Raw genomic sequence first — 25,479 nt, forward strand, 5'->3', positions numbered from 1 at the left:
GGCTTAATTCAATGCAGTGTTTCCCCAGACGGACGCTGGTCCTCTGTTAACTCCAAAATATCTTCACGATCAAATTGATAGACGGTGTTACAAAACTGGCAATCGACGCTGATATGACCGCCCTGCTCACCAGCTGCTGCCAGTAATTCATCCCGACCAACCAGCTGCAACGCACGGCCACAACGCTCGCGAGAACAATCACAGTGAAACGCCAGGGTCTGCGCCTCATAAAGACGACACTCCTCTTCATGGAACAATCGATACAGCATTGACTCATTATCCAGCGTCAGCAGCTCTTCCTGTGTTAGCGTATCGGCCAGCACGCCAATCCGGTTCCAATCTTCACTGCCACCCCCTGCAGCTGGCAGGACTTGTAACAACATACCTGCCGCGCGCTCACCATCACAGGCTAGCTGGATACGGGTCGGCAACTGTTCCGAGCGGCTGAAATAGTCTTCAAGGCACTCGGCCAGCGACCCCTGTTCCATCGGCACAACACCTTGATAGCGCTGCCCATTGGCAGGCTCTATAGTCAAAGCCAAACGCCCCTGAGCGAAGAGTTGCGAAAAGCTATCTGCATCCGGCAACTCACCTTCAATTCGGGCGATGCCGCGCACCTGTAAGTGATGACTGCATTCTGCCATTAAAAGACGCAAAGCACCCTCACCCTGAGCCTGGAGTATCAGACGACCCTCAAATTTCAATGTCGAACTCAACAGCGTAACGGCCGCAAGCATCTCTCCCAATAATTTCTGAATCATTAAAGGGTAAGTATTACGCTCCATTACGGCACCGTAACTGGTATGCAAACCAGCCACAACCCCACGAACATCGGCCTCTTCAAAAAGGATACGCTGGATTTTATCCGCTGAACTCATAAACTGTTTTCCAATATGGCTGTGATGCCAGACTTTGAGCTGGTATCCATGACTGTTACTATAGGAAACGATTTTATCACAACCCATAAAGATAAACGCATGACTTCAATCTCTCCTGTATTCGGTACACAATGGCGCCCCGCACCCTTGATCATGATGCACCTGGCGGCCTTGCTGCTAATGCTGAGTTTCATATCCCCCAGCGGCTTTCAACTATGGCGACAAGTTGACAGCAGTGTATTTTTTGCACTTAACGGCACCCTGTCAGAAGGAGACACCTGGGCATGGGTCTGGGCATGGGCCAACACTCGCTATAAAGATATGTTACTGGCTCTGATCATGCTGATGTTCATTACCTTTCCTGGGTTTGGCTTTAAGCGACCCCAACTGCAACAGGCACTGATAGGCTTTCTAGTGCTCATGATTGTACTGGTACCTTTACGTTATTTTTTCTACGAATTTGCCAAACAACTGGATCTCAGCGGGCCCAGCCCCTCTATGACACTATCTCCAGTTTACCTGCTAACTGAACTCTTTTCAGACATACCGGCTAAGGACGGCTCCAGCCGCAGCTTTCCGGGCGACCATGCCACCGTGCTGATTATTTGGGCCGCTTATCTAATCATGAATGCCCGCTGCTTTGGCAGCTATCTCGCTGTGCTGCTGGCTACCCTGATGATACTGCCGCGAATGGTCGGCGGGGCTCACTGGTTCAGTGATGTTGCGGTAGGCGGCTTCACTGTAGCTTTGCCAATACTCGCCTGGGCATTTTACTCACCGGTGTTACTGGAGTTCACTCGCTGGATAGAAAAAGCCTTCTTACCACTATTTCGACTTATCGGCCGACTGCCATTGTTTAAGCAGCTGCCATTTTTCAACCCCTGAGCCAATGCTAATCCCAGCTGCCCTTAACACGTAGTAATTCGCGCCGACTCCGTTTGTCGGGTCGGTGCTCTGGTGCACTGCCAAGCATTTTTCGTTGCGCCGCATGCGCCTCTCGTTGTGCCACACTTTGTTCTGTTTCACGGTAAAGGGCCTGGGCTTCGGTGGCACCTCGACGTTGATCCGATAACGCCAGCACGGCGACTGTTTTTTCTTCATTCCCCTGGCGCAGCGTAATTTCCGCTCCCACTTCTACCATCTTGCTGCTCTTGGCACGAACACCATCGTACTGCACCTTGCCGCCATCAATCATCTGTTTAGCCAGTGCTCGAGTTTTATAAAAACGCGCCGCCCACAACCATTTATCCAGACGTATTTTTTGATCTGAGTGATAATAATGCTGGGTCATTTGTTTGGCATAACCTCGGTAAAATGATCGATAAAGGGAAACTCTGTAATAGTGCGAGGCTCAGATTGACTGTCTGGCTGCACAATGGACAACAAATAACGGATGCCATAGGTCTGTGCTGAACGCAACACAGCCAGACTATCATCTACCAGCAGGGTTCGCTGAGGATCGAAGGGCTCCACCTGCTGCAACTGATGCCAGAACGCCTGTGCCTCTTTCGGGTAACGGAAGTCATGCGAACTGATGACATTATCAACCAGTGCATCGATAGCGGTTTTTTCGATTTTCAAGGATAAACTGCCGCGATGGGCATTAGTTACGATCACCGAACGAATACCGGCATGGCGCACAGCCAGCAAAAAATCTTCAACATGCGGCCTGAAACTAATACGTTCAGCTATCTCACGTTTTAGGGCCGCAATCGGCATGCCCAATTGCTCTGTCCAGTAATCCAGGCAATACCAATTCAGCGTCCCCTGCTCTTGGCAGATGCGCTCATGCAACCAGGCGCGCGCTTCGCCCGGTTCAAGCTGATGCATCTCAGCATAGCGCAGCGGTAAAAACTCTAACCAAAAATAACTATCAAAGTGCAGATCCAGTAGCGTGCCGTCCATATCCAGCAGCAAGGTATCGATTTCTTTCCAATCCAGCATCATCCCGCCTGTTTCTCTTTTATACTTATAGGAGTATGAACGCTTGACCAGCGCTTTTAAAGTCTATGACTCAACCATCACCAACGAGAGCCGCATGTACCTCCAACTCTTACCCTCACTAAAACAGCTAGCCTGCGAAGCCGGTGATGCCATTATGCACATCTACCAAGATCCAGCCCATTGGAATACGCAACAGAAAAGTAATGACACCCCCGTCACAGCCGCCGACCTGGCCGCACACAAACTACTAGTGCAAGGCCTGCAACAGCTCACACCAGACATCCCGATACTGAGCGAGGAAGCCGACATTCCTGACTGGCAACAACGGCAACACTGGTCTCGCTATTGGTTGCTCGACCCGCTTGATGGCACCCGGGAGTTTTTGTCACGCAATGGCGAATTTACCGTCAACATCGCCCTTATTGAAGCGGGCCAAGTCCAACTCGGGCTCGTCTATGCTCCTGATAACGAAACACTTTACTGGGGTAGCGCGGCAACTGGAGCATGGAAAAGTCAGCGTTTAGCCCCCGGCACAGCGATTCATACGCGCAGCGCTGCAGCGAATCTGACGCTGTTAACCAGCCGTCGCCACAGCCAGCATGAGTCAGCCGCCATTGCGCAACTTTTGCCGGCCGACGCCACCCACAACCTAACCACCCAATGCCTCGGCAGCTCACTGAAGCTGTGTCGTCTTGCCGAGGGGAAAGCCGATCTGTATTTGCGCCTGTCACCCACCAGCGAATGGGACACGGCCGCAGGTCAGGCCATACTGGAAGCCGCAGGAGGGGAGTTATTGCAACTGCCTGAACTCACTCCGTTGCCATACAACAGCAAAGACTCCCTGGAGAATCCCGGCTTTATTGCCAGTGGCCAAAAGCGATCTAACTGGCGATCTATATCCCTACCCGACTGAGGGCACTTTAGAGTCAGCCCTTGATTTTCACAGACTCACCCCAAGATAAACAAGTGAAGGTAGGCAATTAAAGGCCTATTTAGCTAGTGTGGCTCACGCCTTTGCGACCCAAAATACACACTTTTTGTATCATGATAGATACATATTTCGGTGCTATTATTAAGCGACATTAAGCCACATTGATTTAAACCTGTCAGATAATAAGGTACGTATATTATGAGTTTCGAACTACCCGCACTTCCCTATGCCAAAGATGCACTGGAACCCCATATCTCTGCTGAAACCCTGGAATTCCATTATGGCAAACACCACAACACCTATGTGGTTAAGCTGAATGGACTGGTTCCTGGTACAGAGTTCGAAGGCAAATCACTGGAAGAAGTGATTAAAGCTGCCCCTGCTGGCCCGGTGTTCAACAATGCCGCGCAGGTTTGGAACCACACCTTCTACTGGCACTGCCTGTCTCCTAATGGCGGCGGCGCAGCAACAGGCGCGTTGGCAGATGCTATCAATGCCAAATGGGGTTCTTTCGAGAAGTTCCAGGAAGAATTCAATGACCGCGCAGTGAACAATTTTGGTTCCAGCTGGACCTGGTTGGTCAAAAATGCCGACGGCTCACTGGAAATCGTCAACACCAGCAACGCGGGCACGCCGATGACCAATGGTCAGACAGCGGTACTTACCGTTGACCTGTGGGAACATGCCTACTATATCGATTACCGCAACCTGCGTCCTGACTACCTGAAAGGTTTCTGGGCTCTGGTTAACTGGGAGTTTGCTAACCAGAATTTTGCCGGATAATCACCACAGAAGGTTGACTAAAGACCGCGCCCAGCGCGGTCTTATTGTATATGAAGACAGGTAATTCCAGACAAGTAACATCGGCTCAGCAAGGTTGCCATCCAGATCTGATGGATCAGCTAGCTCGCCACCGTAAGCATGTATTTCAAAAGCCGATAGCCGACTTTAACTTGCAGGCATTCCAGCAGGCAGAAGCACGACTGACCGCGCATGGTGGCCCACTGATTTTGGACTCGGGCTGCGGTGTCGGTGACTCCACCCGTTTTCTCGCTGAGCAGTACCCAGATCACTTCGTGCTAGGTCTCGATCGATCCGAACAGCGATTGCAACGTGAACGCCCCGACTTACCCGACAATGCCCTACTGATACGAACTGACCTAGTGGATTTCTGGCGCCTCGCTGCTGCCGAAAACTGGCAGCCGGCACGGCATTGTCTGTTCTACCCTAACCCTTATCCGAAAGCCTCTCAATTAAGCCGACGCTTCCATGCACACCCAGTGTTTCCGTCTATGGTTAAGCTCAGCCAGCAGTTTGAAGCACGCAGTAATTGGAAAATATACCTTGAGGAACTTCAGGCTGGACTGATGACCTATGGCATCAGCAGCCTGATCACGCCAATTGCTACTGACAGCCCAGCCATATCCGCATTTGAGCGTAAATACCGGGCCAGTCAGCAACTGCTATGGAAACTGATTACTGAATCTTAACGCCCGCCAGGCGCTGTTCAATCAGACTCATGCGCTGACGCGTCTGGGCAATAAACATATCGGCGGCATGATAGGAGCCTGCATCACCGCCACCATTACGGTTAAAGGCTTCGCTGACGGCTTCCTGACGTGTATCCAGCCAACCATTCTGCTCATCAATTTCTCTTATCCTGGCTGTATCAGGCAAGTAATCCAAAAACTCATGAAACAGCACATAGAGTTGCGCATCATATAGGTAGGCAATGTTGGTGATGGTTTGCCCCATGGCCCGATTGTCAGTCTGTTCACGCAACTGTGCTTCCAGATAACGAATCGGCTGAGTGTAGTTAGGGGTCCAGTCCAACGACGTAATTAATGGCGGCTCGGTTACCTTCGCTGTTTCTACTGGAGCAGATTCAGACGTGTCACGGTTGCCAAAACCTGGGATCTGTACACTGCTGCAGGCTGAAACCAGCAATATTACAGTCAGCAGGCTGCCTGTCCGAATAAATGGGGCCGATGTTTTCATACTAAGAAATCCATAGTGCTAATAAAATTAGGAGCCATCCGCTTGAGCTGTCAGCAGCGGTTCCAGATAAGGCCAGACATTGTCCAGAATCAGTGGCTGTGCTGCTGCATTGGGATGATGCCCGTCAGACTGCATCAGATTCCAATCCAGTGCAACATTTTCAAGCAAAAAGGGAACTCTAGGCACCTCATACTGGTCTGCTACTTCAGCGTAGAGTGCAAAAAATGCCTCGGTATACTGAGGTCCATAATTAGGCGGTATGCGTATACCGATGAGTAATACCTGACTACCTGCGTCCAGACTTTGCGCTACCAGTGACTTAAGGTTTTCGCCGATTACCGCTGCCGACAGCCCTCGCAAGGCATCGTTAGCGCCCAGTTCAATCAGCACGATATCTGGCTGATGTTGCGACAGTAGCGCAGGCAGACGCGTCAAGCCTCCGCTGGTTGTCTCACCACTGACACTGGCATTGATTACCTGATAATCTGTATCAGTTGCCTGCAAGCGCTCATCCAGCAATGCCACCCAGCCTTGCTCGGGTGAAATGCCGTAAGCGGCTGACAAACTGTCACCTAGGACTAGCAGGGTATTTGCGCTAAGAGAAGCTGACATAAACAAAGCCAAGGAAATGAGATAACGCATGACGCTCCTGAATTCTGATGAAATTATTCTTGAGGCCAAGAATGTCGCAAAATGGTTCCCGGCACAAGCTCAACGCCTAAAGCTATTCAGCGATTTGAACCTCACCATTCACGCAGGCCAGACGTTAGCCATTGTTGGCCGTTCAGGGGCAGGCAAATCCACCCTGTTGAGCCTGCTCGCCGGACTCGATCAACCCAGTGAGGGCCAGATCAAACTCGCCGGACGCTCTCTCAGCGATATGGATGACAAAACCCGTGCTGACCAACGCGCCCGTTATATCAGCTTTATTTTCCAATCATTTCATTTACTTCCTGAATTAACAGCCCTGGACAATGTACGCTTAGCATTGGAAATTCGATCAGATAAAGAGGCTGACCAAAAAGCGCGCCATTGGCTCACTGAAGTTGGCTTGGCAGACCGCATGCAGCACTACCCGGCGCAACTCTCTGGTGGCGAACAACAACGTGTCGCCATTGCTCGCGCCTTTGCCACTCGCCCGGCGCTGCTGTTTGCCGACGAACCGACCGGCAACCTTGATGAAGAGACTGGGCATCAGATTATTGAGCAGCTTTTCGCCCTGAATGCCAAGGAAAACACCACGCTGATCCTGATCACCCACGACCAGGAATTGGCGGCTCGCTGCCAACGTTGCGTTACCTTACATGCCGGACAACTGCACGAGACAACCGCATGAAAGGGTTCCGACTCCTGTTACTGCGCCAGATAGGCACTCAGCTTCGCACCACTGAATGGCGTGCGCTGCTGTTCGCAACCTGGATCGCCATCGCCCTGGCCACACTGCTGGCACTGCTGGGCGATCGCCTTGAGCGCGGGCTATTACGTGAAAGTGCCGCCATGCTCGGCGCTGATCTGGTACTCAGCAGCCAGCGCCCGATTAATCTGGAACGCCTAGAACAGGCACGCACGGCTGGCCTGGAAACCACTGAAGTCGCTCAGTTCCCCAGCATGATCCATGTAGATGACCAGATGATGCTGGTCTCGGTACGTGCGGCAACACCTCCCTATCCCTTAAGAGGACAGATACGTACCCAGCCAGAACAACCAACACAAATGCCACCACCCGGCGAGGTCTGGGTTGAAGCCCGAATTTTATCCCAACTGGGTCTGACAACAGGCGACATCATCACCCTGGGTTACAGTGAGCTGCGCATTGGCGCTGAAATACTCAGCTCACCCGATAGAGGCACAGGCTTTCGCAGCTTCAGCCCGCAACTGGTCATGCACAGTGATGATCTAGAAGCCACCGGCATTCTCGCACCTGGCAGTCGTGCACAGTTTCGCTTACTCATAGCAGGGCCTGCTGAGTTGCTGGAAGCATTCGAAATCCAGCTGCAGGATTCATTATCATCCGATGAGCGGCTTTTCAGTCTCCGATCAGATCAGCCAATGACGGGTGCCGCACTCGGCAGCGCACTCAGCTACCTAAAGCTCACGGCACTCATTGCCTTGCTGCTGGCCGCACTGACTATTTTCCTCAGCCTGCGTCGTTTCAGTCTCGGCCAACACAAACGCTGCGCCTTGCTTCTCAGCCTGGGCATGAGAGCTAATGACCTGATCAAGCTTTATCTCTGTCAACTGTTGATTGCCTGGCTAGCCCTTTCACTACTGGGCACACTAACCGGCATACTGCTGGAGCAACTGATTCTCAGCTGGCTGAATGAACTGCTACCCGAGCAACTCCCACAACCCACAGCCTGGCGTTATCTCAGCGGCAGCGCCATGGGCTTCTCGTTACTAATTCTGCTGGGTTTACCGCCCGTACTACAACTGTCACGGGTGGCGGTATCGTCATTGTTTCGGGATGAAATTAGTGGCTCAGACAAACGCGCCGTATCTATCCAACTCGTCTGCTTCGCACTGTTAGCCGCCGCCCTGCTCACTTTCCTGGAAGCACCCCTAGCCGCCTTAACCCTGCTGCTGTTAATTCTGGTCGGCGGTGCCGTGTTCGGTTGGCTAGCACAGCGCAGTCTGCGCCTATTGGCCCGGCCACTGGCACACAAACTGCTACTAGGACGCTTACTATTGATGCGCCTGGAACAGCAAAAGCGCTGGCATCGCTTACAGGCAGGCGTTGTAATTCTGCTAATGACCCTGCTCAGCCTGGTATGGATCAGCCGTACGGATCTATTGACTGACTGGCAGGCACAAATTCCAGACGATACGCCCAACTACTTTGTAGTGAACATTCAACCCTGGCAAACCGAGCCCTTAGAAACCTTTTTGCAACAGGAAGGGATCAACAGTCAACTCTATCCGATGATCAGAGGCCGTCTGTCAACACTGAATGGTGAGCCGATTCATGAACGCATGAATCCCGAACAGCTGGAGCACAACACCCTCAATCGTGAGCTCAATCTTAGCTGGAGCAATCAGCCACCATCCCATAACCGTCTGGTAGCCGGTAGTTGGTGGACCACTGATACGTCTGAAGCTGAAATTTCAGTGGAACGCGAAATGGCTGAAGAGCTGGGACTCATTCCGGGGGATCGCTTAGGCTTTGATCTTGGCGGTTTAACCGTAGAGGCACGCATCACCAGCTTGCGAGAGGTAGAGTGGGCCTCTTTCCAGCCTAATTTTTACGTTATTTTCAACCAGGCAGCCCTGCAAGAAATGCCTGCCACCTTTATTACCAGCTTCAGGCTCACACCAGAGCAAGATGCGCTGGCAACACAACTGGTGCGTGAGTTTCCATCACTGACATTGATAGATATAGGCCAGTTACTGCAGCAAATCGAAACCTGGATACAACGACTCGGCGACAGCTCAGCTTTGATTCTGTCCCTGACGCTCTTCTGCGGGGCGCTACTGATGCTACTGACACTCAGGCAAGCGCTAGATCAGCGTCGCTATGAAAGTGCGCTACTACAGACGCTAGGCGCCAGCGCACGCCAAACCCAACAACTGGACCTGCTGGAGCTAATGTTATTGGGGCTGGTGTGTGGCGTGCTCGCCGTATTAACCGCCGAAGGCACACTGGCACTGCTGTATTTGTACCTGTTGAACCTGGAACCGGGTCTGCATCCACGCATGTGGTTGTTACTCCCCGCCGCCTCAACGCTGTTTTTCACCCTAAGTGGCGCATTGATGCGACGCCAGTTGACACTACCCCAGTGTTATCGACTGCTACGTACCGGTTAATCCCAGCGAATCAATCCTGCCGCAGGGTAACTACACCCTGCGGTGTACCCATCAGGATGACATCGGCGCTACGGTTGGCAAATAAGCCATTGGTGACCACACCGACTATATTGTTCAGGTGACGCTCAAAGGCTTTTGGATCGAGGATCTCAACATCATGCAGATCCAAAATAATATTGCCGTTATCGGTCACAAAGCCTTCACGATAGGCTGGCTGCCCTTCCAGACCGGCAAGTTGCCGACCCACATAAGAACGCGCCATGGGAATCACTTCTACCGGCAGGGGAAAACTGCCCAGTACATCCACTTTCTTGCTTTCATCGACAATACAGATAAAGGTTTTCGCCACTGCCGCAACGATTTTTTCACGCGTCAGTGCACCACCACCGCCTTTAATCAGATTGAAGTGTGGATCAAACTCATCAGCACCATCAATGTAAAACTCCAGCTGCGACACACTATTCAGGTCAAACACTTCAATATCATGTTGGCGCAACCGCTCTGCCGTAGCTTCTGAGCTGGCTACGGCACCGGCAAAGTCATCACGACACTTTGCAAGTGCATCAATGAAACAGTTAGCCGTGGAGCCAGTACCGACACCGATGACTGAGGTTTTTTCCAGCCGAGGCCGGATCATATCAACAGCGGCGATGGCTACTGCACGCTTCATTTCGTCCTGGTTCATTATATTCACCTGCATTCACTTGGATAGATTGTGGCAATTATACGCCTGACAGCCTTTAGCTTATAGACGTTAGCACACATAGCCGATACCATCAGTATCCATTAATTATTCAGACTATCTTGGCTTACTCACCCGCTATGGCACACAGGTATATCAAAAAAATTCTTGAAGCGCGCGTTTACGATGTTGCCATCGAAACCCCGCTGGATGAAGCACCCTCACTGTCGGCCCGTCTCAGCAATCGCGTTTTACTTAAACGCGAAGACCTGCAGCCGGTTTTTTCCTTCAAGCTCAGAGGTGCCTATAACTGCATGGCACAGCTCAGCGAAGCTGAAAAAGCCGCGGGCGTGATTACCGCCTCAGCGGGCAATCACGCCCAGGGTCTGGCCATGTCGGCCAAGGCGATGGGCGTCAAAGCCATTATTGTGATGCCAAAAACCACACCAGACATTAAGGTCAGCAGTGTTAAAGCACGCGGCGGTCAGGTTGTCCTGCACGGTGATACCTTTGATGAAGCACAGGCACACGCACGCAAGCTAATGGTAGAAAAAGGGATGACCTACATCCCCCCGTTTGATGACCCAGATATCATTGCCGGGCAAGGCACCATTGCCATGGAGATACTACGACAACACAGTGCGCCGATTGATGCTATTTTTGTGCCCGTGGGCGGTGGTGGTCTGATTGCCGGTATTGCCGTGTATGTAAAATATCTGCGCCCAGAGATTCGCATCATTGGCGTTGAGCCTGAAGATGCGGCCTGCCTTAAAGCCGCATTAGAAGCCGGTGAACGCGTTACCTTGCCCCAAGTAGGTTTATTTGCTGATGGCGTTGCTGTGGCGCGTATCGGTGAACACACCTTTGAACTGGCCAAGCAGTTCGTCGACGAAGTCATTACCGTTACAACCGATGAAATCTGTGCCGCCGTAAAAGATATTTTTGATGATACCCGCTCCGTCTGTGAGCCAGCAGGGGCTCTCGGAGTCGCGGGCCTGAAGAAATATGTAGAACAGACCAACGCCAAGAAGCAGACCCTGGTCGCCATAGATTCTGGTGCCAATGTTAACTTCGATCGCTTGCGTCATATTGCCGAGCGTTCTGAGCTGGGTGAAAAACGTGAAGCCATCATTGCCGCACGGATCCCCGAACACCCAGGCAGCTTCAAAAAGTTCTGCACCGCACTAGGCAAGCGCAACATTACCGAATTCAACTACCGTTATGGTGATGACAAGGAAGCGATCGTGTTTGCCGGTATTCAAATCAAGCCTGGCAACGATGGCCGTAAAGATCTGCTGGAAACACTGACCAAACACGAAGTGGATGTAGTGGATCTGACCGATAATGAAATGGCCAAAATTCATATTCGCTACATGGTCGGTGGCCATGCCCCCGCTAACGTGAATAATGAAGTGATTTATCGCTTTGAATTTCCAGAACGCCCCGGCGCGCTAATGCTGTTCCTAAGCAAACTGGGCGGTCGCTGGAACATTTCCATGTTCCATTACCGTAACCATGGCGCCGCCTACGGCCGCGTTCTTTTAGGTATGCAAGTACCCGAAAATGAACGCGATCAGGTGCCTGTTTTCCTTGATGACATTGGCTACAGCTATTGGGAAGAAACTGACAACGAGGCTTATCGGTTATTTTTGGGTTAAAAGATAAACCGAGGACAAAAGAACTGAGCTTCCCCTAATAAAACGGACAGGTTAATTAGACGGCTGATTAAATGTGTCCGTAAACTAGGGGAGGTTCAGGTGAAGTTCGGGTATTTTGCCAAATCAGGAAGTCTTTTTCAGAGTTTCCCTAGGCCTGCGCAGGCCTGGCCAGCAGCCAGACCACGTCATCGTTTGTGAATAACACCGCAAGGCTGTCAGGTTTTTATCGCCATAAATACCGTGAAGTCTGAAGAAATCTTGCCCTCGGCCATCAGTTGATCCTCCAAGTTAAAAAAATTGTCCATAAGCGCTATATCTGAGGGATTGTCCATCGAGAAATTTTGGGCAATATCACTGAGCCCGGTATGCAGGAGTGCGCCCCCGAGCTCATGACGCCACACTGTGTCAAAGTACTGCTCTAAGGTCTTTGCAATCTCTGATGAGCGTATCGCTTCGGAAGGATCGTGAGCGATCACGTCCTCAATACTGGGGCGTCTCACCGCCCCACGATCTCGGCCATCAGGCAGGCAGTTGTAGCCTGGCGGCAGGTTCTCAATGAACGTGTTGATATATTCAAGTTGTACTTCCGTCCACTGAAAACGGTCAGGGCCTACATACTCATGGAGGAAAAATACACCACCAGGGCGTAGGGCTTGCCAGACCTGATGAAACAGGTTATCGAGGTCATCCACATGATGAACGCTGCTATAGGCGAATACTAAGTCGAACTGTGCGTTCGGAAGTTGTAGATGCTCCATATCAGCAACATGGTAGTGCAGCTCAGGCATATTGGCTTCTGCTGCTAGCCGCCTGGCTTCAGTGATGGCACTTGCGGCCAAGTCGAAGCCATCGATGCGTTCGGCAAAATTTTCCTTCACCAGTGCTCGTTCCAGTGGGCCGAAACCACAGCCTAGACTGGCTGCGCGCTTAACCGGGAATTGCCAGCCTTGCTGTTGCAGAAAACTACGTAAATAAAGGTAGCTTTCTTGCTCCGGATTCCCTGAAATTTTGCTATTCAAACGTGCTCGCACATGTGGATGCTCCATCCAGTTCATTCCCTGGCCAGTTGCGCGTTGGCCCCAAGCCTGATCGATTTTGGCTGCATAGGCCTGTCTGTCAATTTTGCTGCTGTGGACCAGGCTGTCCTCAAGCAGTTGGCGAACTTGATCTGTAAACCCCCGCACCGAACAGTCGAGCTGGACTCGCTGCAAAGCGTGCTTGCGCAGCTTTTCCCACAGAGACTTTTCGCTATACAGTCGCGCACAGGCCTGTGCGAAGTTGTCAGCCGAATTAGCTGCAAGCGCTTCGATCTCGGATACCCACGCTAACTGTTCGACCAATAGTTCACTGGCCACAACAGGAAGACCATGGGCGGCGGCTTCATAAATTTTTAACGGAATTCCGGCAGCGAAGCGAGTCGGGGCGATAAATACGCGCGCCTGGGCATAGAACTGGTGGATGTCTTCTACTCGGCCATGGAAGCGTACCCGTTGGTTCTCCAGGCTACGACGCAGTTTTACTGAACAGGCGCCGACAATATTCAGCCGATAACTGCTACCAAGCAGTCGGTCTAGCTTAGGCATGACTTCAGCGACGAACCATCGGATCGAGTCAGCATTGGGTGAGTCATCCTCCACTAGGCGGCCAACGAACAACAGATCCTGACGCTCAGCATGCCCGGCGGGCGTAGGTTGCAGTTCGATACAGTGGCCGAGTACACGAACATCAGCGCAACCGGCACGAGAGAAGTGCTCTGCTTCGACCTTGTTGACCGCCAGGACGGTCTGCGCGGGCTTGGCGAGGTGCAGTTCACTTGTTAAGTCAGCGAAATGCCCTGTATGGCCCAGCACCTCGGCCTTGAGTTTGTCGCGCTGGGCGAAAATTGCTTCGGCATCGTAAACTAGGCGGGTTTGACCGAGTAGGTCGGGTTCGTGCTTGAGCGCCGCGTACAGCAACTGCATGTTGTGTGGGCGACTTATAATGATGGCGTCGTAATAGTCACGACGGCTGTGCAGAAAGCTGACCAAGCCCGCACAGCCCAGAGGTTCAGCTATTTCTAGCTCTCGCGGCAGAACACTATAGGCCTCGGTTAGGTCGGCGTGTACAGCGGCCATTGGGTAGTGCGTTACGAAAGTGCCCTGGCGATGAAGCGTTGTTAGCAGTTCGTGGGCACGAGGAAATCCTGACCCCCAGGAAGGAAGAGGAACCTGATCGTCGATCAGCAAAATGCGGCCACGGGCAGGTGGGCGCATGCGGGCTGTCAGTACGCAACTGCCAGCGGTCTGATGTTGTTGGTCGAGGATGTGGGCATGACGTTCGTGAAAAACCCTCTGATTAGCTTGCATGAGCTGTGTGGCGGCCTCACTGCGTGTGGCACTCCCAAACTCGATATGGGTGATTTCTGCTTCTGGCTCGTAGATAACGCTATAGCCGGCCTGGCGCAAGCGCATGCACAGGTCGGTTTCTTCATAGTAAGCCGGGGCAAAAGTTGTATCAAATCCGCCCAGCTTGGCAAACAATGCGCGCGGTAGCATGAGAAATGCCCCTGAGCAGTAGTCAACCTCGCGGCGAAACTGAAATTCGGTTTCGTACGGGTCGCGGCCACGTCCATATCCCAGGCAGCTGCCATCTTTCCAGACAATACTGCCAGCTTCCTGCAGCGTGCCATCTAGGAGAACAATTTTTCCGCCCACTGCGCCGATGTTATTACGTTCCTGAAATACCTTGGTGGCTGCATGGAGTGCGCCTGGCTTAACCAAGGTGTCATTGTTGAGGAACAGGAGGTAACGGCCAGATGCTTGGGCGGCTCCCAGATTTGCGGCAAGCAGGAAGTGCAAATTTTCGGTTTGTTGGAAGACGCTGCAGCCATGCACACGCGCCAACAAGTTGCGGGTCTGGTCGCTGGATGCGTTGTCGACGATCAGTATCTCTGTGGGCTGGTCAATTGCAGACACTAGTGATTCGAGGCAGCGGAATGTCAGCGCTGCCTGGTTATGCAGTACCAGTACGATGGACAAAATCGGCTTATTGCAAGTCGGCAACTGCAGAAGGCTGCCGTCGGCGAGAAATTCTTCTAACCGCTTTTGGCTTTGCTGTCTAAAAATGGCCTTGAGATCCAGATTCTCGCGCTGTTCCGAAGCCGGCGTATTGAACAGCGACGGCAGCGGTAAGCCGCGTTTTTCTCGCCGACCGTGAAGTTCAAAGTGAAACAAGGCGTTGATACTGGCGCGGGCGACATCGGGATTTTGCTGAAGATAATTACGGCTAGAGAACCAGGGGCCGGGGTCGCGACCTTCTGCGCCACCGTGGGCGGCATAGTGAAAAGCTGGATCTATGCCCGCCTGCGCCACATCGACATAGGTATGCAGATACCACTGGGCATCGAACAATGGCGAGCGACGTATTACGTCTGCAACTGGATTGCGTCTGGCTTGGCCGCGGCGCAGCAATAGCTGTAGACGGCGCAGTAGGCTCGCTCGAGGCTGCACGGGTTGATTCGCCAGGAGACTCTGTGCCAGGCGGTGTGCCTGGACTTGGGCACTTGCTAGGCTGGTGGTCAGTGTACGACGAGCCTGCTCTAGCTGTGTATGAGCATCACCTAACTGTGTATGAGCATCATCTAGCTGTGTATGAGCATCATCCAGCACGGCTGTCTGTCGCTTATGTTCTTCACGTAACAGCGTATGCTCCTGCTCAAGTTCGCTGACGTGGGCTTCAGCCTGCGCACGTTGATCGTCTGCTTTGACCCGTATGGCTTCGAGTGTCGCGACCTGCTGCTCAAAGGAGTTTGCCATTTCCTGCTCCCTGGCATGGCCTTCCCAGCGTGCGCCGATATGGGCGAAACGATCACGCAGCATGGAGACGCTTTTGTCGCCGGCCGCACAAAGATGACGGATGGCTTCTGGAGTTTGTTTGCCATAAGCAATCAGGCCCAAACCATTTCCATGCAGGAATTCAAAGTGAGGGTAGTCCTGAGCGAGTTCGGCGAACAACTTGTGCACACCGAAATCGTTACGACGCACGTTGGTGTCATGAAACAACACGATGGCGCGTTCGGACAGCCTGCTTTGCCAGTGCTGAAAGTCATGCGAAACGGCTTCGTATGTATGGAAGCCATCGATATGTAGCAGGTCAATGGAGGCCTCTGTAAAATGCCCGACAGCTTCATCAAAGTCAGAACGAATCAGCTCGGAAAAGGTGGCATAGCGTGCACGGTTGAACGTCAGCAGATCCTGGTAGACAGCCTCGTCGATGTAACCTGCATGGGCATCACCTTGCCAGTTGTCCACCGCGAAGCACCGGCAATCCAGCTTTGCCAAGCTTACTGCCTCGCAAAAAGCGGCATAAGAAACACCGTGGTGAGTGCCTAATTCGACCAGTGTGCGAGGTCGGGCGGCGGCGACCACCCAAAAAGCGAAAGGTATGTGCCCCCACCAGCCACTTGGCTTTCCAAGTCGCAGCGGCTTCTGGAACAACCAGTTCGACTGAGTAGATAGCAGGTCATCAAGAGTAGCGGAGGCTGGCAAATTCATATCTCGGTATCCGGGCAAAAGGTGATTCAGATGGCACTGGATTTTCAGGTTCGGTGCGCGACCACGGTGAACATGGGCACAGGCTCTTCGAGCTCAAGGTGTACCTGATGGTGGATGCTGACTTGCGCGTGCTCAAACCCCAGCACGGCTAGCGCATTGACGATAAATGAGGGGCTAAATGACCACCAAGTATCGACTTGGCGGATCGATGGCTTGGGGATCAGTCTACAAACTGGCTCATCCCCCAGACTTTCATCATAGAGTTCTGTGATGATCATCGTCTTGCGCACACGCTGCGACAGACTTTCCAGGAGATTGAATGGGGCTCGGCAATGTAGCAGCACGGCCGCCAGCAAACCGATATCGTAGTCTCCTAGGCCTGCGGGAATAGCTTGAGGGTCGGTTTCAATCAGCCGCACCGACGAACGGTGCAGATGATGCAAATACCAGAATGAATTACGCACACCGGTGATTTTTTTGCTGAACTCGTTGCGCCAGCCTTCTATATCAAACCCCGCCAGCGTTACCGTATCCCATAGGTGCTGCATGGATGGCTCCACTGCTGTGACCCTTGCGCCGCGTTGCTCCATATGGAAGGAGAGAAAGCCACTGGCAGGGCCTATTTCGAGAACAGACTGATCGGTAAAATCAACATGTCCGAGGTAGTCATCCACACCTGAACGCAGGTCCCAGATACCGAGCTGCTCTCTCTCGGAGGGGAGGTCTACACAGTGATAGAATAAACACTGATCGAGATCGGGTGCGCGGCACTCCACCTCGATAAACTCGGCTGAATAACTAGGGCGCATATAAAGTGGTGTCTCTGTTACGGCTAATAGGAAGCCAGGTGCGTGAAGATGCTCTGATATTTGCTGAGACGTCGACACGAGGCGGCCATGCCAAGCTGAAGTCTTCGCGTTCAAGCGTCAGGTTGGGGTTGTAACAGGGATCGTTGCTCAGCCACTCTCCCCAGTGCCTATGCATATAGGCGATCTCTCGCGCTAGGCGGGCGCTCTTTTCCTGTGTTGTATCGTAGCCACGAGAGGCCGACTCGTGATGGTACAGGCGTACATAAGGTGTCCAAAGGGTGCGGTAGCCCCCTACTTTGGCACGCAAGCATAAGTCGACATCATTACAGGCCACCGCCAGTTCTTCTTCGTTGAGTCCTCCCAGTTCGTCGTACAGTGCCTTACGTATGACCAGGCAGGCACCGGTTATGGCGGAGAAACCACTGATAAGTGCTGCTCGCCCCCAGCGCCCCTGCGCTCGTCCCGGTTGGCCCTTGTGTGCATGGCCAGCCCAGCCACCGATGCCGAGTATCACCCCGGCATGCTGCAAGCGGCCATTGGGGTAGAGCAGTTTGGCACCTACTGCACCGATCTCAGGGCGACAAGCGTGACTCACCAGTTCATCCAGCCAGTGCGCATCCAGCACCTCAGTATCATTGTTCAGCAGGCAAATAATGGCGCCACTCGCGTGGCGGACTCCGTGATTGTTCAGAGCCGAATAGTTGAACGGGCCTGGACCAGGCAGCAGGCGTACGCGCGGCTCGTTAGCCAGCGTTTGTAAGTAGGTAAGAGTGGCGGGATCATCAGAGTCGTTGTCCACCAGCACAATCTCGTAGTCTGGATAACGGGTCACCCGAAGCACACTCTCAATGCAGCGTTGCAGTAAGAGCAGGCTGTTGCGACTGGTGATCACGATGCTGACCCGCGGCGCCGGCAAGGGCAGCGGGTATCGCACGCGAAAGCCGTGACCATGACGGCTGACTTGGCAGGCAATGTTCAGGCGTGCGAAATGTTCGTTCAGTGCTTGCTCACCAGCTTGCATGGCATAGGGCTTGGCGTTACTGCTGGCAGCGGTGCTAGCAGGGTGGTTGCGCCAGTGGTAGAGGATATGGGGGATATGTACCACCATGTCTGGCTGCAGTTGTTCGATGCAGCGCAGTGCCAGGTCGTAGTCCTGGGCACCTTCAAGCCCTGTGCGAAAGCCTCCGATGCGCTCTACCAATGCACGCTTATAGAGGCCAAGGTGGGTGATCAGATTATGCGAATGGAATAAGTCCGGGTTCCATGCGCTCTTGAAGTAGGGCGAGTGTCGATTGCCGTTTTCGTCGACCTTGTCTTCGTCGGAGTAGATTACCTGTGCCTGAGGATGCTCCAGCATGCTGTCGGCAGCGAAATATAATGCATGTTCGGTGAGCAGATCATCCTGGTCGAGCAGGGCAATCCAATCCCCTTCGGCGAGAGTCAGCGCGCTGTTGCTGGCGGCGCATATATGGCCATTCGTGTTGCGCTGTACGAAGCGTATGCGTGCATCGGCGGCCGCGTAGTCAGCCAGTAGTTTTCTGACCTGGATGTTTGTCGAAGCATCGTCGGCGATGCACAATTGCCAATGTGGGTAGAGCTGGTTGCGTACCGACTCAATCGCTGCGATCAGCCAGTCAATACGTGGATTGAAAACTGGCATCAGCACGCTGATCAGTATCGGCTTCCGCAAGGTTTCGATACGTTGACGAATGTGTTGTCGCCGCGCGTCGTCGAGGTTGTCATAACGCTTCAACCATTCCTGATAGTCGTTGCGCAGTACCTGTGTGCCATTGGCGTCTATGATCGCGACGCCACTTGCGACCGCACCGAGATTCGTAAGGCGGTAGCGCAGTCCGGTGAGCCCCTCATGGCGCAACACGGTCATTACCTTGTTCAAGGTCATGCGCCAGCCTCCGCCGTGGGCAAGTATGCCCATCAGCAATTGGCGGAGGCGGATGAGGCGATTGCTCATCGCAGTCCCAGTGTCATGGCTCGATGCTGCAGCCAGCGTTTCAGGTTGCTTTTGGTGTTCCACACAAAACCATGGTCAGGCTTGCGGCAGATCAACAGGCTGTCGTGCCAAGAGTCGCTGCAGTCAGAGTAACCTTGTGCTTGCCACTGAGTGCTGGCCTGCAGGATGTCCAATTGGGCGAACTGTGCCAAGGCCTGCATGCCATCGGGGTAGAAGCGCCAGCAGTCGTACGGGTAGCGGTGTTCCGGTCCACTGGATGGCGCTATTATGCAGCACAAGCCGCCAGGCTTGAGGATGCGTGCTACCTCAAGCATGCTGATCCATACGTAGCGGATATGCTCGAACGCTTGGCCTGAAATAACGACATCGGCACTGGCGGAGGCCACTTCCCTCCACACGTAAGGGGTTGTCAGCACTTTATCGACGTTGGCACCCGGGGCCATATCAAGGCCGGTGTAATGCCAGTCGGGGCGGTCAAACAATGAACGGTAGCTGCCATTTACGTCTTGGCTGCCCAGGTCGAAAATACGCAAAGGTTGCTGCTGGTTCTCGACCAGATACTGTTCAACGAAGACCTGCATTTTGTCGTAGGAGCTTGCATGCATGGCGTGAGGACTCAGTCGGGATGGCGATACAACCAGGCATCGGGCCAGTAGGTTAGGTTGTCGAGGGTCTTGTCGTCGTTAAACAACGCGCTGGGGCGCTGGATGACAAACTCCGGGTGATCTTTGCTGAATTCGCGTGCAGCCTCAGCAGGGTTGTCGTAGCTCCAGCGCAGGTCACCATTGGGCGTATCTGTCAGCCGCTCCATTATACCATCGGTTGCCACGATATAGGAGCCTGAAGTCACCAATGGTCCATATGCATCCAACTCTCGCCGAACGTGGGCTTTGTGATGATCGCTGTCCAGAAATACGAAGACGCACTCGTCAGGCTTAACATGTGCGCGTACCTCTGCAATCACCTCAGTCGAGGTTGAGTCACCTTCAATCAGCGTGATCAGGGCGGCGAACGGACTATCCTGGATGGCCGTGCGTACCTCGGGGGAAATTTGAATGTCGATGGATATTACTCGACCACGCCCCAGCATTTGGCAGAGCGAGGCAAAGAAGATGCAACTGCCGCCATTGTTGATACCGGTCTCGATGATCAGGTCAGGTTTCAGGCGCGCGATCACTTCCTGTAGGCGCAACACATCTTCCGGCAGTTGCCATATATGGAAGCCCAGCCAGGAAAAACTCTGCCAGTGCAACTGATTCCACTCCTGCTTGAGCCATACCTCAGAGAGTAAGCGAAAGGCATCTTGCGAGTAGAGCGGAAGATTTACTTCTGTACTGTCGGATGTCTGGTAGTCCAATGTTCGGCGTTTAGTGTCGATGCTAATCTTCATTCGTGTGTCGATCCTTCAGAAGTCATTCCGCCCGCATTCAGTGAGCTGGCCATGTTCGAGGCGAAAGAAACGATTGCAATAGCGCTTTAAGATATCACCGAAATGCGAGGCGAATACGAAGATACCGACTGTACTGACCAGTGCATCCATACGTTGCTGAGCATGGATCTGGAACTCTGCATCGCCGAGACCGAATACTTCATCGACCAGCAGGATGTCAGGGCGGGTCGATGTGGCAATCGCAAATACAAGGCGCGCGAGCATCCCCGATGAGTAGGTACGTACTGGCATCTGTAGAAAATTACCGAGTTGAGTAAAATTTTCTATCTCCGAGAGATGCTGGCGGATCGCAGTATGCGACTCACCCATAAGCAGACACATGCGCGTGATGTTGTCGTAGCCGCTTAACTCCATGTCCATGCCCGCGCCCAATTCGAGCATGGTCGCGACGCGCCCTTGTCGAATCACGTTGCCCGAAGTTGGCGAGTAAATACCTGCCATGGTCCGCAGCAGTGTGCTCTTGCCCGCACCATTGTGACCAATCAGACCGACGGCATCGCCGCGCTTGAGCTGAAAGCTAACATCACGCAACGCAGTCACCATCTGTACCTGGCCTGTCTGGCGCTCAATGATGCCGCCCGTGCTGATACGTAACAGGTGGTTGCGTAGCGACATCCCGCGGCTGTCATAGACGGGATAACGCACAGTGACTTTGTCAAAATGGATAGCGGCCATGAGCTATACCCAGAAAGCTATACGGTGGCGCATACGCCGGAACACCAAGAGTGTTGTGACGCTACCGAACAAAAGTAAACCCAAATTTGTAATAACCACAAAGATTGGAATTGGGTGACCCAGCAACGGACTGCGTATGACTTCGATCAGGTGTGAGATGGGATTTAGCCAGATATACATTTCGCTGAAGGGCAGGAAATCTGGCTTGTAGAACACGGGGCTAAGCAACATCAGTAGCGGCATAGCTGTTGCAAAAAGGTATTCAAGGTCACGAAACCGTGCGCCAAGCAGACCGATCAGTAATGCCAGCCATAACAGATTCAGCGTTACCAGCAGCAGTCCCGGGATTATCAGCAGGGTATTGAGATTGACTGGCTGTGAGACCCACAAGGCTATCAAGATGTACACCGGCGCATAGTGGAGCAGATTTAACAAATGACGTAACAGCAATTGGAGTGGGTAAATTGTCAGAGGCAGGTTGAGATTACGGATGAGCGGAGCTTGACGAATGAATAAGCTGGGCGCTTCGCCGAGCACTCCAGAAATGAACTGCCACAGGATCAGTCCCGCCGTCAGGGTCGGGATGAATTCGGCCAGTTTTTTATGCATCAGCTCGCTCCAAATGAAGCTAAGAGCCAGGGCGCCTATGGTTGTGCCTATAGTCAGCCAAAATGGGCCTAGCACACTGCGCCGATAGCGGGCACGCAAATCGCTAAAGGTCATGTAAACAATGGCGTTTGAGTAGCGTCGGGACTCGCGCATTTCGTGGCGCAAAAAAGCCCAAAAGGTTGTAGTCAACATGGCTGATATCTAAAACGTAAGATGGCCGAGTATGGCAGGAATAGCCATTCAAGAAAACAGTTAGGCAAGTTAATGTTCAAACTTTCCCGCACATCGCCGCGAGTAGCAGGCTGATGCTTCCCAGTGCTGTCTGTCGATAAACACCCGAATCAAAAAATTTTCTCAGACGCTGCCAGCCTGTTGCCTTGCGGGCCCCGATAAATCGATCCAGCGTATCCCGGCTATCTTCGGATAAGCTATTTCTACAGCGCTCCAGAGCTGCGAGGTTTAGGTCGGTCCAGCCCTTGTAGCGACCTTGCCAGAGCATGCGCATACGCACTGCGCGTGCGACCCAGCTGGAGTTTGCGCCAACCAGGTTTGCGCCATGCTGGCGATAGCGTACAGATGGGTACGGGTCGTAAAAGACCTGGCCGCCACAACCGCTGACGACCATATAAGCCCACCAGTCTTGCGAGACGATATTGCTGTCGCGGCTTACCTGGCGCAACAGGTCGCGGGCAGCACGATTGAAAACCATCGTGTTGCCTCCGCCGATATTCTGCACGAGCGCATTGGCGAAGCTCGGCGGCTTGCGGAACAGAGGGGAAAAGCCAAGATGAGCTCCTGAAGAATCGACCACTCGGGTGCGGCTGCAATAGAGGGCCGGGATGTCGCGCTCTACCTGATCCAGCCAATTAATGGCACGCTGTAGTTTATCGGGCTCCCATACATCGTCTTGATCAGCATAGGCATAGATGTCCGCCTCGATATCATCCTGGCAGGTCATTGACATGAAATTGGCTACGTAACCCTGCTGCGGGCCGGCTTGAATTTTCACCTTGGCGCACCCTGCGCTTCGTTGGTAGCGACGCAGAATGTTCGGGGTTTTGTCTTTGGATCCATCGTCGGATACCCAGAGCTGCCAATGACCATAACTTTGCCTGGTGAAAGAGTTCAACTGTTCTTGTAAATAGCTCTGGCCGTTGAATGTGCACAGCAGAATGGCTACTTGAAGGTCGGTATTTGGGAGCGTCATGTTGTCTTCAGCAGTTGGGAGTCGTCGGCTTGTACGGTTTGGTTGTCAGGTTGCGCCTGTTGGAGGACATCCATCGACTGGCCATGCGTGAGCGAAAGATTGTTACGCATCACTACAAGGTCCTGATGCCCCGCCATCGACTCGATGATTTCCAGCACCTCGAAATACTTACCCCATGTGGCCCATACATAATCGTGGGAACGCAGGAATTCGGGCGCCTGTGTCTCGGTACAATAAATGCCTTGCTGGTGCATTTTCCACAAGGTTTCGTGGGGCGCTCCATGCAGTACCGCCTGTGCCATGCCAGGGAGCGATAATAGTACCAGGCCTTGAGGGCTCACGATGCGCTGAAGCTCTGTCAGCCAGCTGTGTTGCTGTTCTATATCGAACTGCGACAGTAGCGCGATACCTATCACGAGATCGAAGCTAGCCGTCGCGAAGGGCGTTGGCGGCATGCGGTCTATCAGATGGAAATGTGCAGTTGGGGTCGCCCGCTCGCACTGGAGGATATGCTCCGCCATGCTGCTCACCCCAGTCACCTTTGGGCAGAGCATTGCTAGATAGTGAGTAAGGTAACCGCAATGTAGATCGAGTACAGATTCGAATGAGTTCAATGAGCGCTCGAAGCGGTCTTCCAACAAATACTGGATGCGTTTGGTGATGGTGGCACCACCAAGGTGGGCAGGGGGGATTTCAGTCACAGTGCCTGCGGGTACTTGCTCGAGCCTAGGGTCGCAGACGAACCAAGCAGTGCGATAGGTACTTTGATGTTCGCCGTATTGCCCTACAATATTAAAGCGAGCGAACCCCTCCAGGTATGGGCTAGTGCCGACCTCTAACACTTTCCTGCAACGAAAGCGTGCCTGATCCGCATGTGGGATGGCGCCGAAGGGGGCCAGCATATCTGGTGAAGCTATAGGCCACTCAACATGATCGAACTGCTCTCCATTGAGCAGAAAACCTGTATCCGATGACTGGTCCCAAGTAGTTAGCGCCCAGCCATCGATCGTGATTTCTCGATTATCGATAGTGATACGCCCGGGCATCCAGCGCAGGCTTCTGGCTGCGCTCAGCTGTGCAGACGCCTGATAAATATCCACGGGCTGTGCAGGTACTGGTTTGGATTGGGGGATTTGGATATACCAGTCACGGTCATAAGCGATATAGCGGCCAATGAATTGTTGAAAGCTCCACGCATTACCGAACCAGTTGAATTGCAGCTGTTCGTCATAAAACTCAAGCCCCAGCTCTCGCGCAATATAAGGGTGGATAGGCATCTGGAAACTGCTCATGCCGGTGTAGGTCGCTATCGCTTTCTCGATCCTGTCCAGTCCTTCCTCCAGTATGCTGCCTAGAATCGGTGAGACTTTTTGATAAAGCCGCCTGCCCAGCTCATGCAATGCGTCATTACATACGTGTCCCGTTGTCAGGAAGAGATGCTTGCGCCGGAAATTGGCTATCACATAATCGCCAATGTGGACGTCCGACGCTTGGTCGTGCCGGGCTATTCTCGCAATGTCTCGCTGCAGGCTAAGTTGCAGGTCCGGCATGCGCTGCAGTGATATATCCATGTAGGTATTAATCGCTTCTTCACCTTTAAGTCCGCGGGACACCAGCTCAAGCGCAAGTGAATCACCGTGCGGATAGCGCCCCCATGGGAAGTTAGGTTCAGGCGCGTTGCGAGGATCTGTGCATTCAAAGGGCCAGAAGCAAAACATCATGAAGGTCGGAAAGACGAGGCGAGGGCAGTTCCGAGGGATTTTTTGTCTCAGCATATCCCTAACGGGAAGAGCAGACACTGCACTGTCATATTGCTCAAGGTAGAGAATGCAGCGGGATAGTTGCTCTGCAGAAGGCAGCGCTATCAGCTTGCCAGGGAGCGCATGGTTGAGTACGCAAACGTAGGCTCGATTTTCAGGCGCTACTGTATCGGCAGCGGCTAGTTGCATCGCCAGCGGTACCGTCTGGCAGTTGCCGTAGATAATGATTAATTTGCTATCAAGCTGCGTGCTGCCGAAAGTAATCACAAGCCTCTGCTACCGATAGTACCCTGACGCAGTGATAGGCCACGGTCGCCTAGGTAGCCAATAATGTCGCTGTAGCCAAACCAGTTTTGCATCAGATAGACACGTAGCATTGCCATCAGCGAGCAGGACGGACGGCCATCATCACCCTTGGGATAGCAAGGTGCAATCAAGGCAATCAAAACCTTCCACGGCACCATCCGATCCCTCTCGATCAGGAACAGCTCTTTGCGGGTTTGCTTGCGCTTGCCGGCGTACTCGGCGTTGGCGAAGGTCATCTGCTTCATCGGAAAACTCGGCGGAGTAGTG

At 53.1% G+C, this 25,479-nt stretch carries 22 protein-coding genes and 1 pseudogene; 7 read left to right on the forward strand and 16 right to left on the reverse strand.

Features of this window, described 5'->3' with window-relative positions; translation table 11 throughout:
• Positions 1 to 8: 8 nt before the first annotated feature.
• Positions 9 to 878 (reverse strand): Hsp33 family molecular chaperone HslO, encoded by an 870-nt coding sequence (gene hslO, locus ACN0R1_RS10090; RefSeq protein ID WP_417582407.1) that lies wholly within the window; start codon positions 876 to 878, stop codon positions 9 to 11.
• A gap of 99 nt (positions 879 to 977) precedes the next feature.
• Between hslO and ACN0R1_RS10095 the strand changes: the two genes are divergently transcribed.
• A complete protein-coding gene (locus ACN0R1_RS10095; RefSeq protein ID WP_417582409.1) occupies positions 978 to 1,763 on the forward strand; it encodes a phosphatase PAP2 family protein in 786 nt (261 codons plus the stop codon).
• A gap of 7 nt (positions 1,764 to 1,770) precedes the next feature.
• Here ACN0R1_RS10095 and hslR read toward each other — a convergent pair whose 3' ends face one another.
• Complete coding sequence (hslR, locus tag ACN0R1_RS10100; protein WP_417582411.1) at positions 1,771 to 2,169, reverse strand: ribosome-associated heat shock protein Hsp15; 399 nt, start codon at positions 2,167 to 2,169, stop codon at positions 1,771 to 1,773.
• Positions 2,166 to 2,822 (reverse strand): GMP/IMP nucleotidase, encoded by a 657-nt coding sequence (gene yrfG, locus ACN0R1_RS10105; RefSeq protein ID WP_417582413.1) that lies wholly within the window; start codon positions 2,820 to 2,822, stop codon positions 2,166 to 2,168. Before yrfG ends, hslR begins: the two co-directional genes overlap by 4 nt.
• A gap of 43 nt (positions 2,823 to 2,865) precedes the next feature.
• Between yrfG and cysQ the strand changes: the two genes are divergently transcribed.
• The 3 genes from cysQ (at position 2,866) to ACN0R1_RS10120 (ending at position 5,243) form a co-directional block, all read left to right on the forward strand.
• Positions 2,866 to 3,735, forward strand: coding sequence for a 3'(2'),5'-bisphosphate nucleotidase CysQ (gene cysQ / locus ACN0R1_RS10110; protein ID WP_417582415.1), 870 nt, complete (start codon positions 2,866 to 2,868; stop codon positions 3,733 to 3,735).
• 216 nt (positions 3,736 to 3,951) lie between these two features.
• Positions 3,952 to 4,536: a Fe-Mn family superoxide dismutase gene (locus tag ACN0R1_RS10115; RefSeq protein ID WP_417582417.1), complete on the forward strand. Its 585-nt coding sequence runs from the start codon at positions 3,952 to 3,954 to the stop codon at positions 4,534 to 4,536.
• A gap of 50 nt (positions 4,537 to 4,586) precedes the next feature.
• Positions 4,587 to 5,243 carry a methyltransferase domain-containing protein gene (locus ACN0R1_RS10120; protein ID WP_417582419.1) on the forward strand — a complete coding sequence of 219 codons (657 nt, stop codon included), beginning with the start codon at positions 4,587 to 4,589 and terminating at the stop codon, positions 5,241 to 5,243.
• Here ACN0R1_RS10120 and ACN0R1_RS10125 read toward each other — a convergent pair.
• Together ACN0R1_RS10125 and ACN0R1_RS10130 are read right to left on the reverse strand one after the other, a co-directional pair.
• Positions 5,230 to 5,751, reverse strand: a complete 522-nt coding sequence (locus ACN0R1_RS10125; protein ID WP_417582421.1) for a hypothetical protein — start codon at positions 5,749 to 5,751, stop codon at positions 5,230 to 5,232. The genes ACN0R1_RS10120 and ACN0R1_RS10125 overlap by 14 nt on opposite strands.
• 27 nt (positions 5,752 to 5,778) lie before the next feature.
• Positions 5,779 to 6,393: an arylesterase gene (locus tag ACN0R1_RS10130; protein ID WP_417582423.1), complete on the reverse strand. Its 615-nt coding sequence runs from the start codon at positions 6,391 to 6,393 to the stop codon at positions 5,779 to 5,781.
• On the opposite strand from ACN0R1_RS10130, the gene ACN0R1_RS10135 reads away from it, so the two are divergent.
• A complete protein-coding gene (locus ACN0R1_RS10135; protein WP_417582425.1) occupies positions 6,392 to 7,087 on the forward strand; it encodes an ABC transporter ATP-binding protein in 696 nt (231 codons plus the stop codon). The genes ACN0R1_RS10130 and ACN0R1_RS10135 overlap by 2 nt on opposite strands.
• Complete coding sequence (locus ACN0R1_RS10140; protein WP_417582427.1) at positions 7,084 to 9,552, forward strand: ABC transporter permease; 2,469 nt, start codon at positions 7,084 to 7,086, stop codon at positions 9,550 to 9,552. Before ACN0R1_RS10135 ends, ACN0R1_RS10140 begins: the two co-directional genes overlap by 4 nt.
• A 10-nt stretch (positions 9,553 to 9,562) precedes the next feature.
• Here ACN0R1_RS10140 and rpiA read toward each other — a convergent pair whose 3' ends face one another.
• A complete protein-coding gene (gene rpiA, locus ACN0R1_RS10145; protein WP_417582429.1) occupies positions 9,563 to 10,237 on the reverse strand; it encodes a ribose-5-phosphate isomerase RpiA in 675 nt (224 codons plus the stop codon).
• A 137-nt stretch (positions 10,238 to 10,374) separates the two neighbouring features.
• Between rpiA and ilvA the strand changes: the two genes are divergently transcribed.
• Complete coding sequence (ilvA, locus tag ACN0R1_RS10150) at positions 10,375 to 11,892, forward strand: threonine ammonia-lyase, biosynthetic (RefSeq protein WP_417582431.1); 1,518 nt, start codon at positions 10,375 to 10,377, stop codon at positions 11,890 to 11,892.
• Positions 11,893 to 12,107: 215 nt separating this feature from the next.
• On the opposite strand, the gene ACN0R1_RS10155 is transcribed toward ilvA, so the two are convergent.
• From ACN0R1_RS10155 to ACN0R1_RS10200, 10 genes and pseudogenes are all read right to left on the reverse strand, one after another.
• Positions 12,108 to 16,424, reverse strand: a complete 4,317-nt coding sequence (locus ACN0R1_RS10155; protein ID WP_417582433.1) for a class I SAM-dependent methyltransferase — start codon at positions 16,422 to 16,424, stop codon at positions 12,108 to 12,110.
• A 44-nt stretch (positions 16,425 to 16,468) separates the two neighbouring features.
• Positions 16,469 to 17,233 (reverse strand): class I SAM-dependent methyltransferase, encoded by a 765-nt coding sequence (locus ACN0R1_RS10160; protein ID WP_417582435.1) that lies wholly within the window; start codon positions 17,231 to 17,233, stop codon positions 16,469 to 16,471.
• The gene (locus ACN0R1_RS10165) at positions 17,223 to 19,205 is read right to left on the reverse strand and encodes a glycosyltransferase family 2 protein (RefSeq protein WP_417582437.1); all 1,983 of its coding nucleotides are present in this window, start codon (positions 19,203 to 19,205) and stop codon (positions 17,223 to 17,225) included. Before ACN0R1_RS10165 ends, ACN0R1_RS10160 begins: the two co-directional genes overlap by 11 nt.
• On the reverse strand, positions 19,202 to 19,810 hold the full coding sequence (locus tag ACN0R1_RS10170) for a methyltransferase domain-containing protein (protein WP_417582439.1): 609 nt from the start codon (positions 19,808 to 19,810) through the stop codon (positions 19,202 to 19,204). Before ACN0R1_RS10170 ends, ACN0R1_RS10165 begins: the two co-directional genes overlap by 4 nt.
• An 11-nt stretch (positions 19,811 to 19,821) precedes the next feature.
• Entirely contained in the window at positions 19,822 to 20,595 is a 774-nt protein-coding gene (locus ACN0R1_RS10175) for a cephalosporin hydroxylase family protein (RefSeq protein WP_417582441.1), read from the reverse strand.
• A 15-nt stretch (positions 20,596 to 20,610) separates the two neighbouring features.
• On the reverse strand, positions 20,611 to 21,330 hold the full coding sequence (locus ACN0R1_RS10180; protein WP_417582443.1) for an ABC transporter ATP-binding protein: 720 nt from the start codon (positions 21,328 to 21,330) through the stop codon (positions 20,611 to 20,613).
• A gap of 3 nt (positions 21,331 to 21,333) precedes the next feature.
• Complete coding sequence (locus tag ACN0R1_RS10185; protein WP_417582445.1) at positions 21,334 to 22,131, reverse strand: ABC transporter permease; 798 nt, start codon at positions 22,129 to 22,131, stop codon at positions 21,334 to 21,336.
• A gap of 76 nt (positions 22,132 to 22,207) precedes the next feature.
• Complete coding sequence (locus tag ACN0R1_RS10190) at positions 22,208 to 23,146, reverse strand: glycosyltransferase family 2 protein (RefSeq protein ID WP_417582447.1); 939 nt, start codon at positions 23,144 to 23,146, stop codon at positions 22,208 to 22,210.
• Entirely contained in the window at positions 23,143 to 25,173 is a 2,031-nt protein-coding gene (locus tag ACN0R1_RS10195; protein ID WP_417582449.1) for a WcbI family polysaccharide biosynthesis putative acetyltransferase, read from the reverse strand. The genes ACN0R1_RS10190 and ACN0R1_RS10195 overlap by 4 nt, the downstream gene beginning before the upstream one ends.
• 14 nt (positions 25,174 to 25,187) lie before the next feature.
• A pseudogene (locus ACN0R1_RS10200) lies at positions 25,188 to 25,457 on the reverse strand (IS5/IS1182 family transposase); the annotation flags it as partial.
• Positions 25,458 to 25,479 lie beyond the last annotated feature (22 nt).

The sequence above is a fragment of the Nitrincola sp. genome (assembly GCF_048264025.1).
Taxonomy (GTDB): Bacteria; Pseudomonadota; Gammaproteobacteria; order Pseudomonadales; family Balneatricaceae; genus Nitrincola.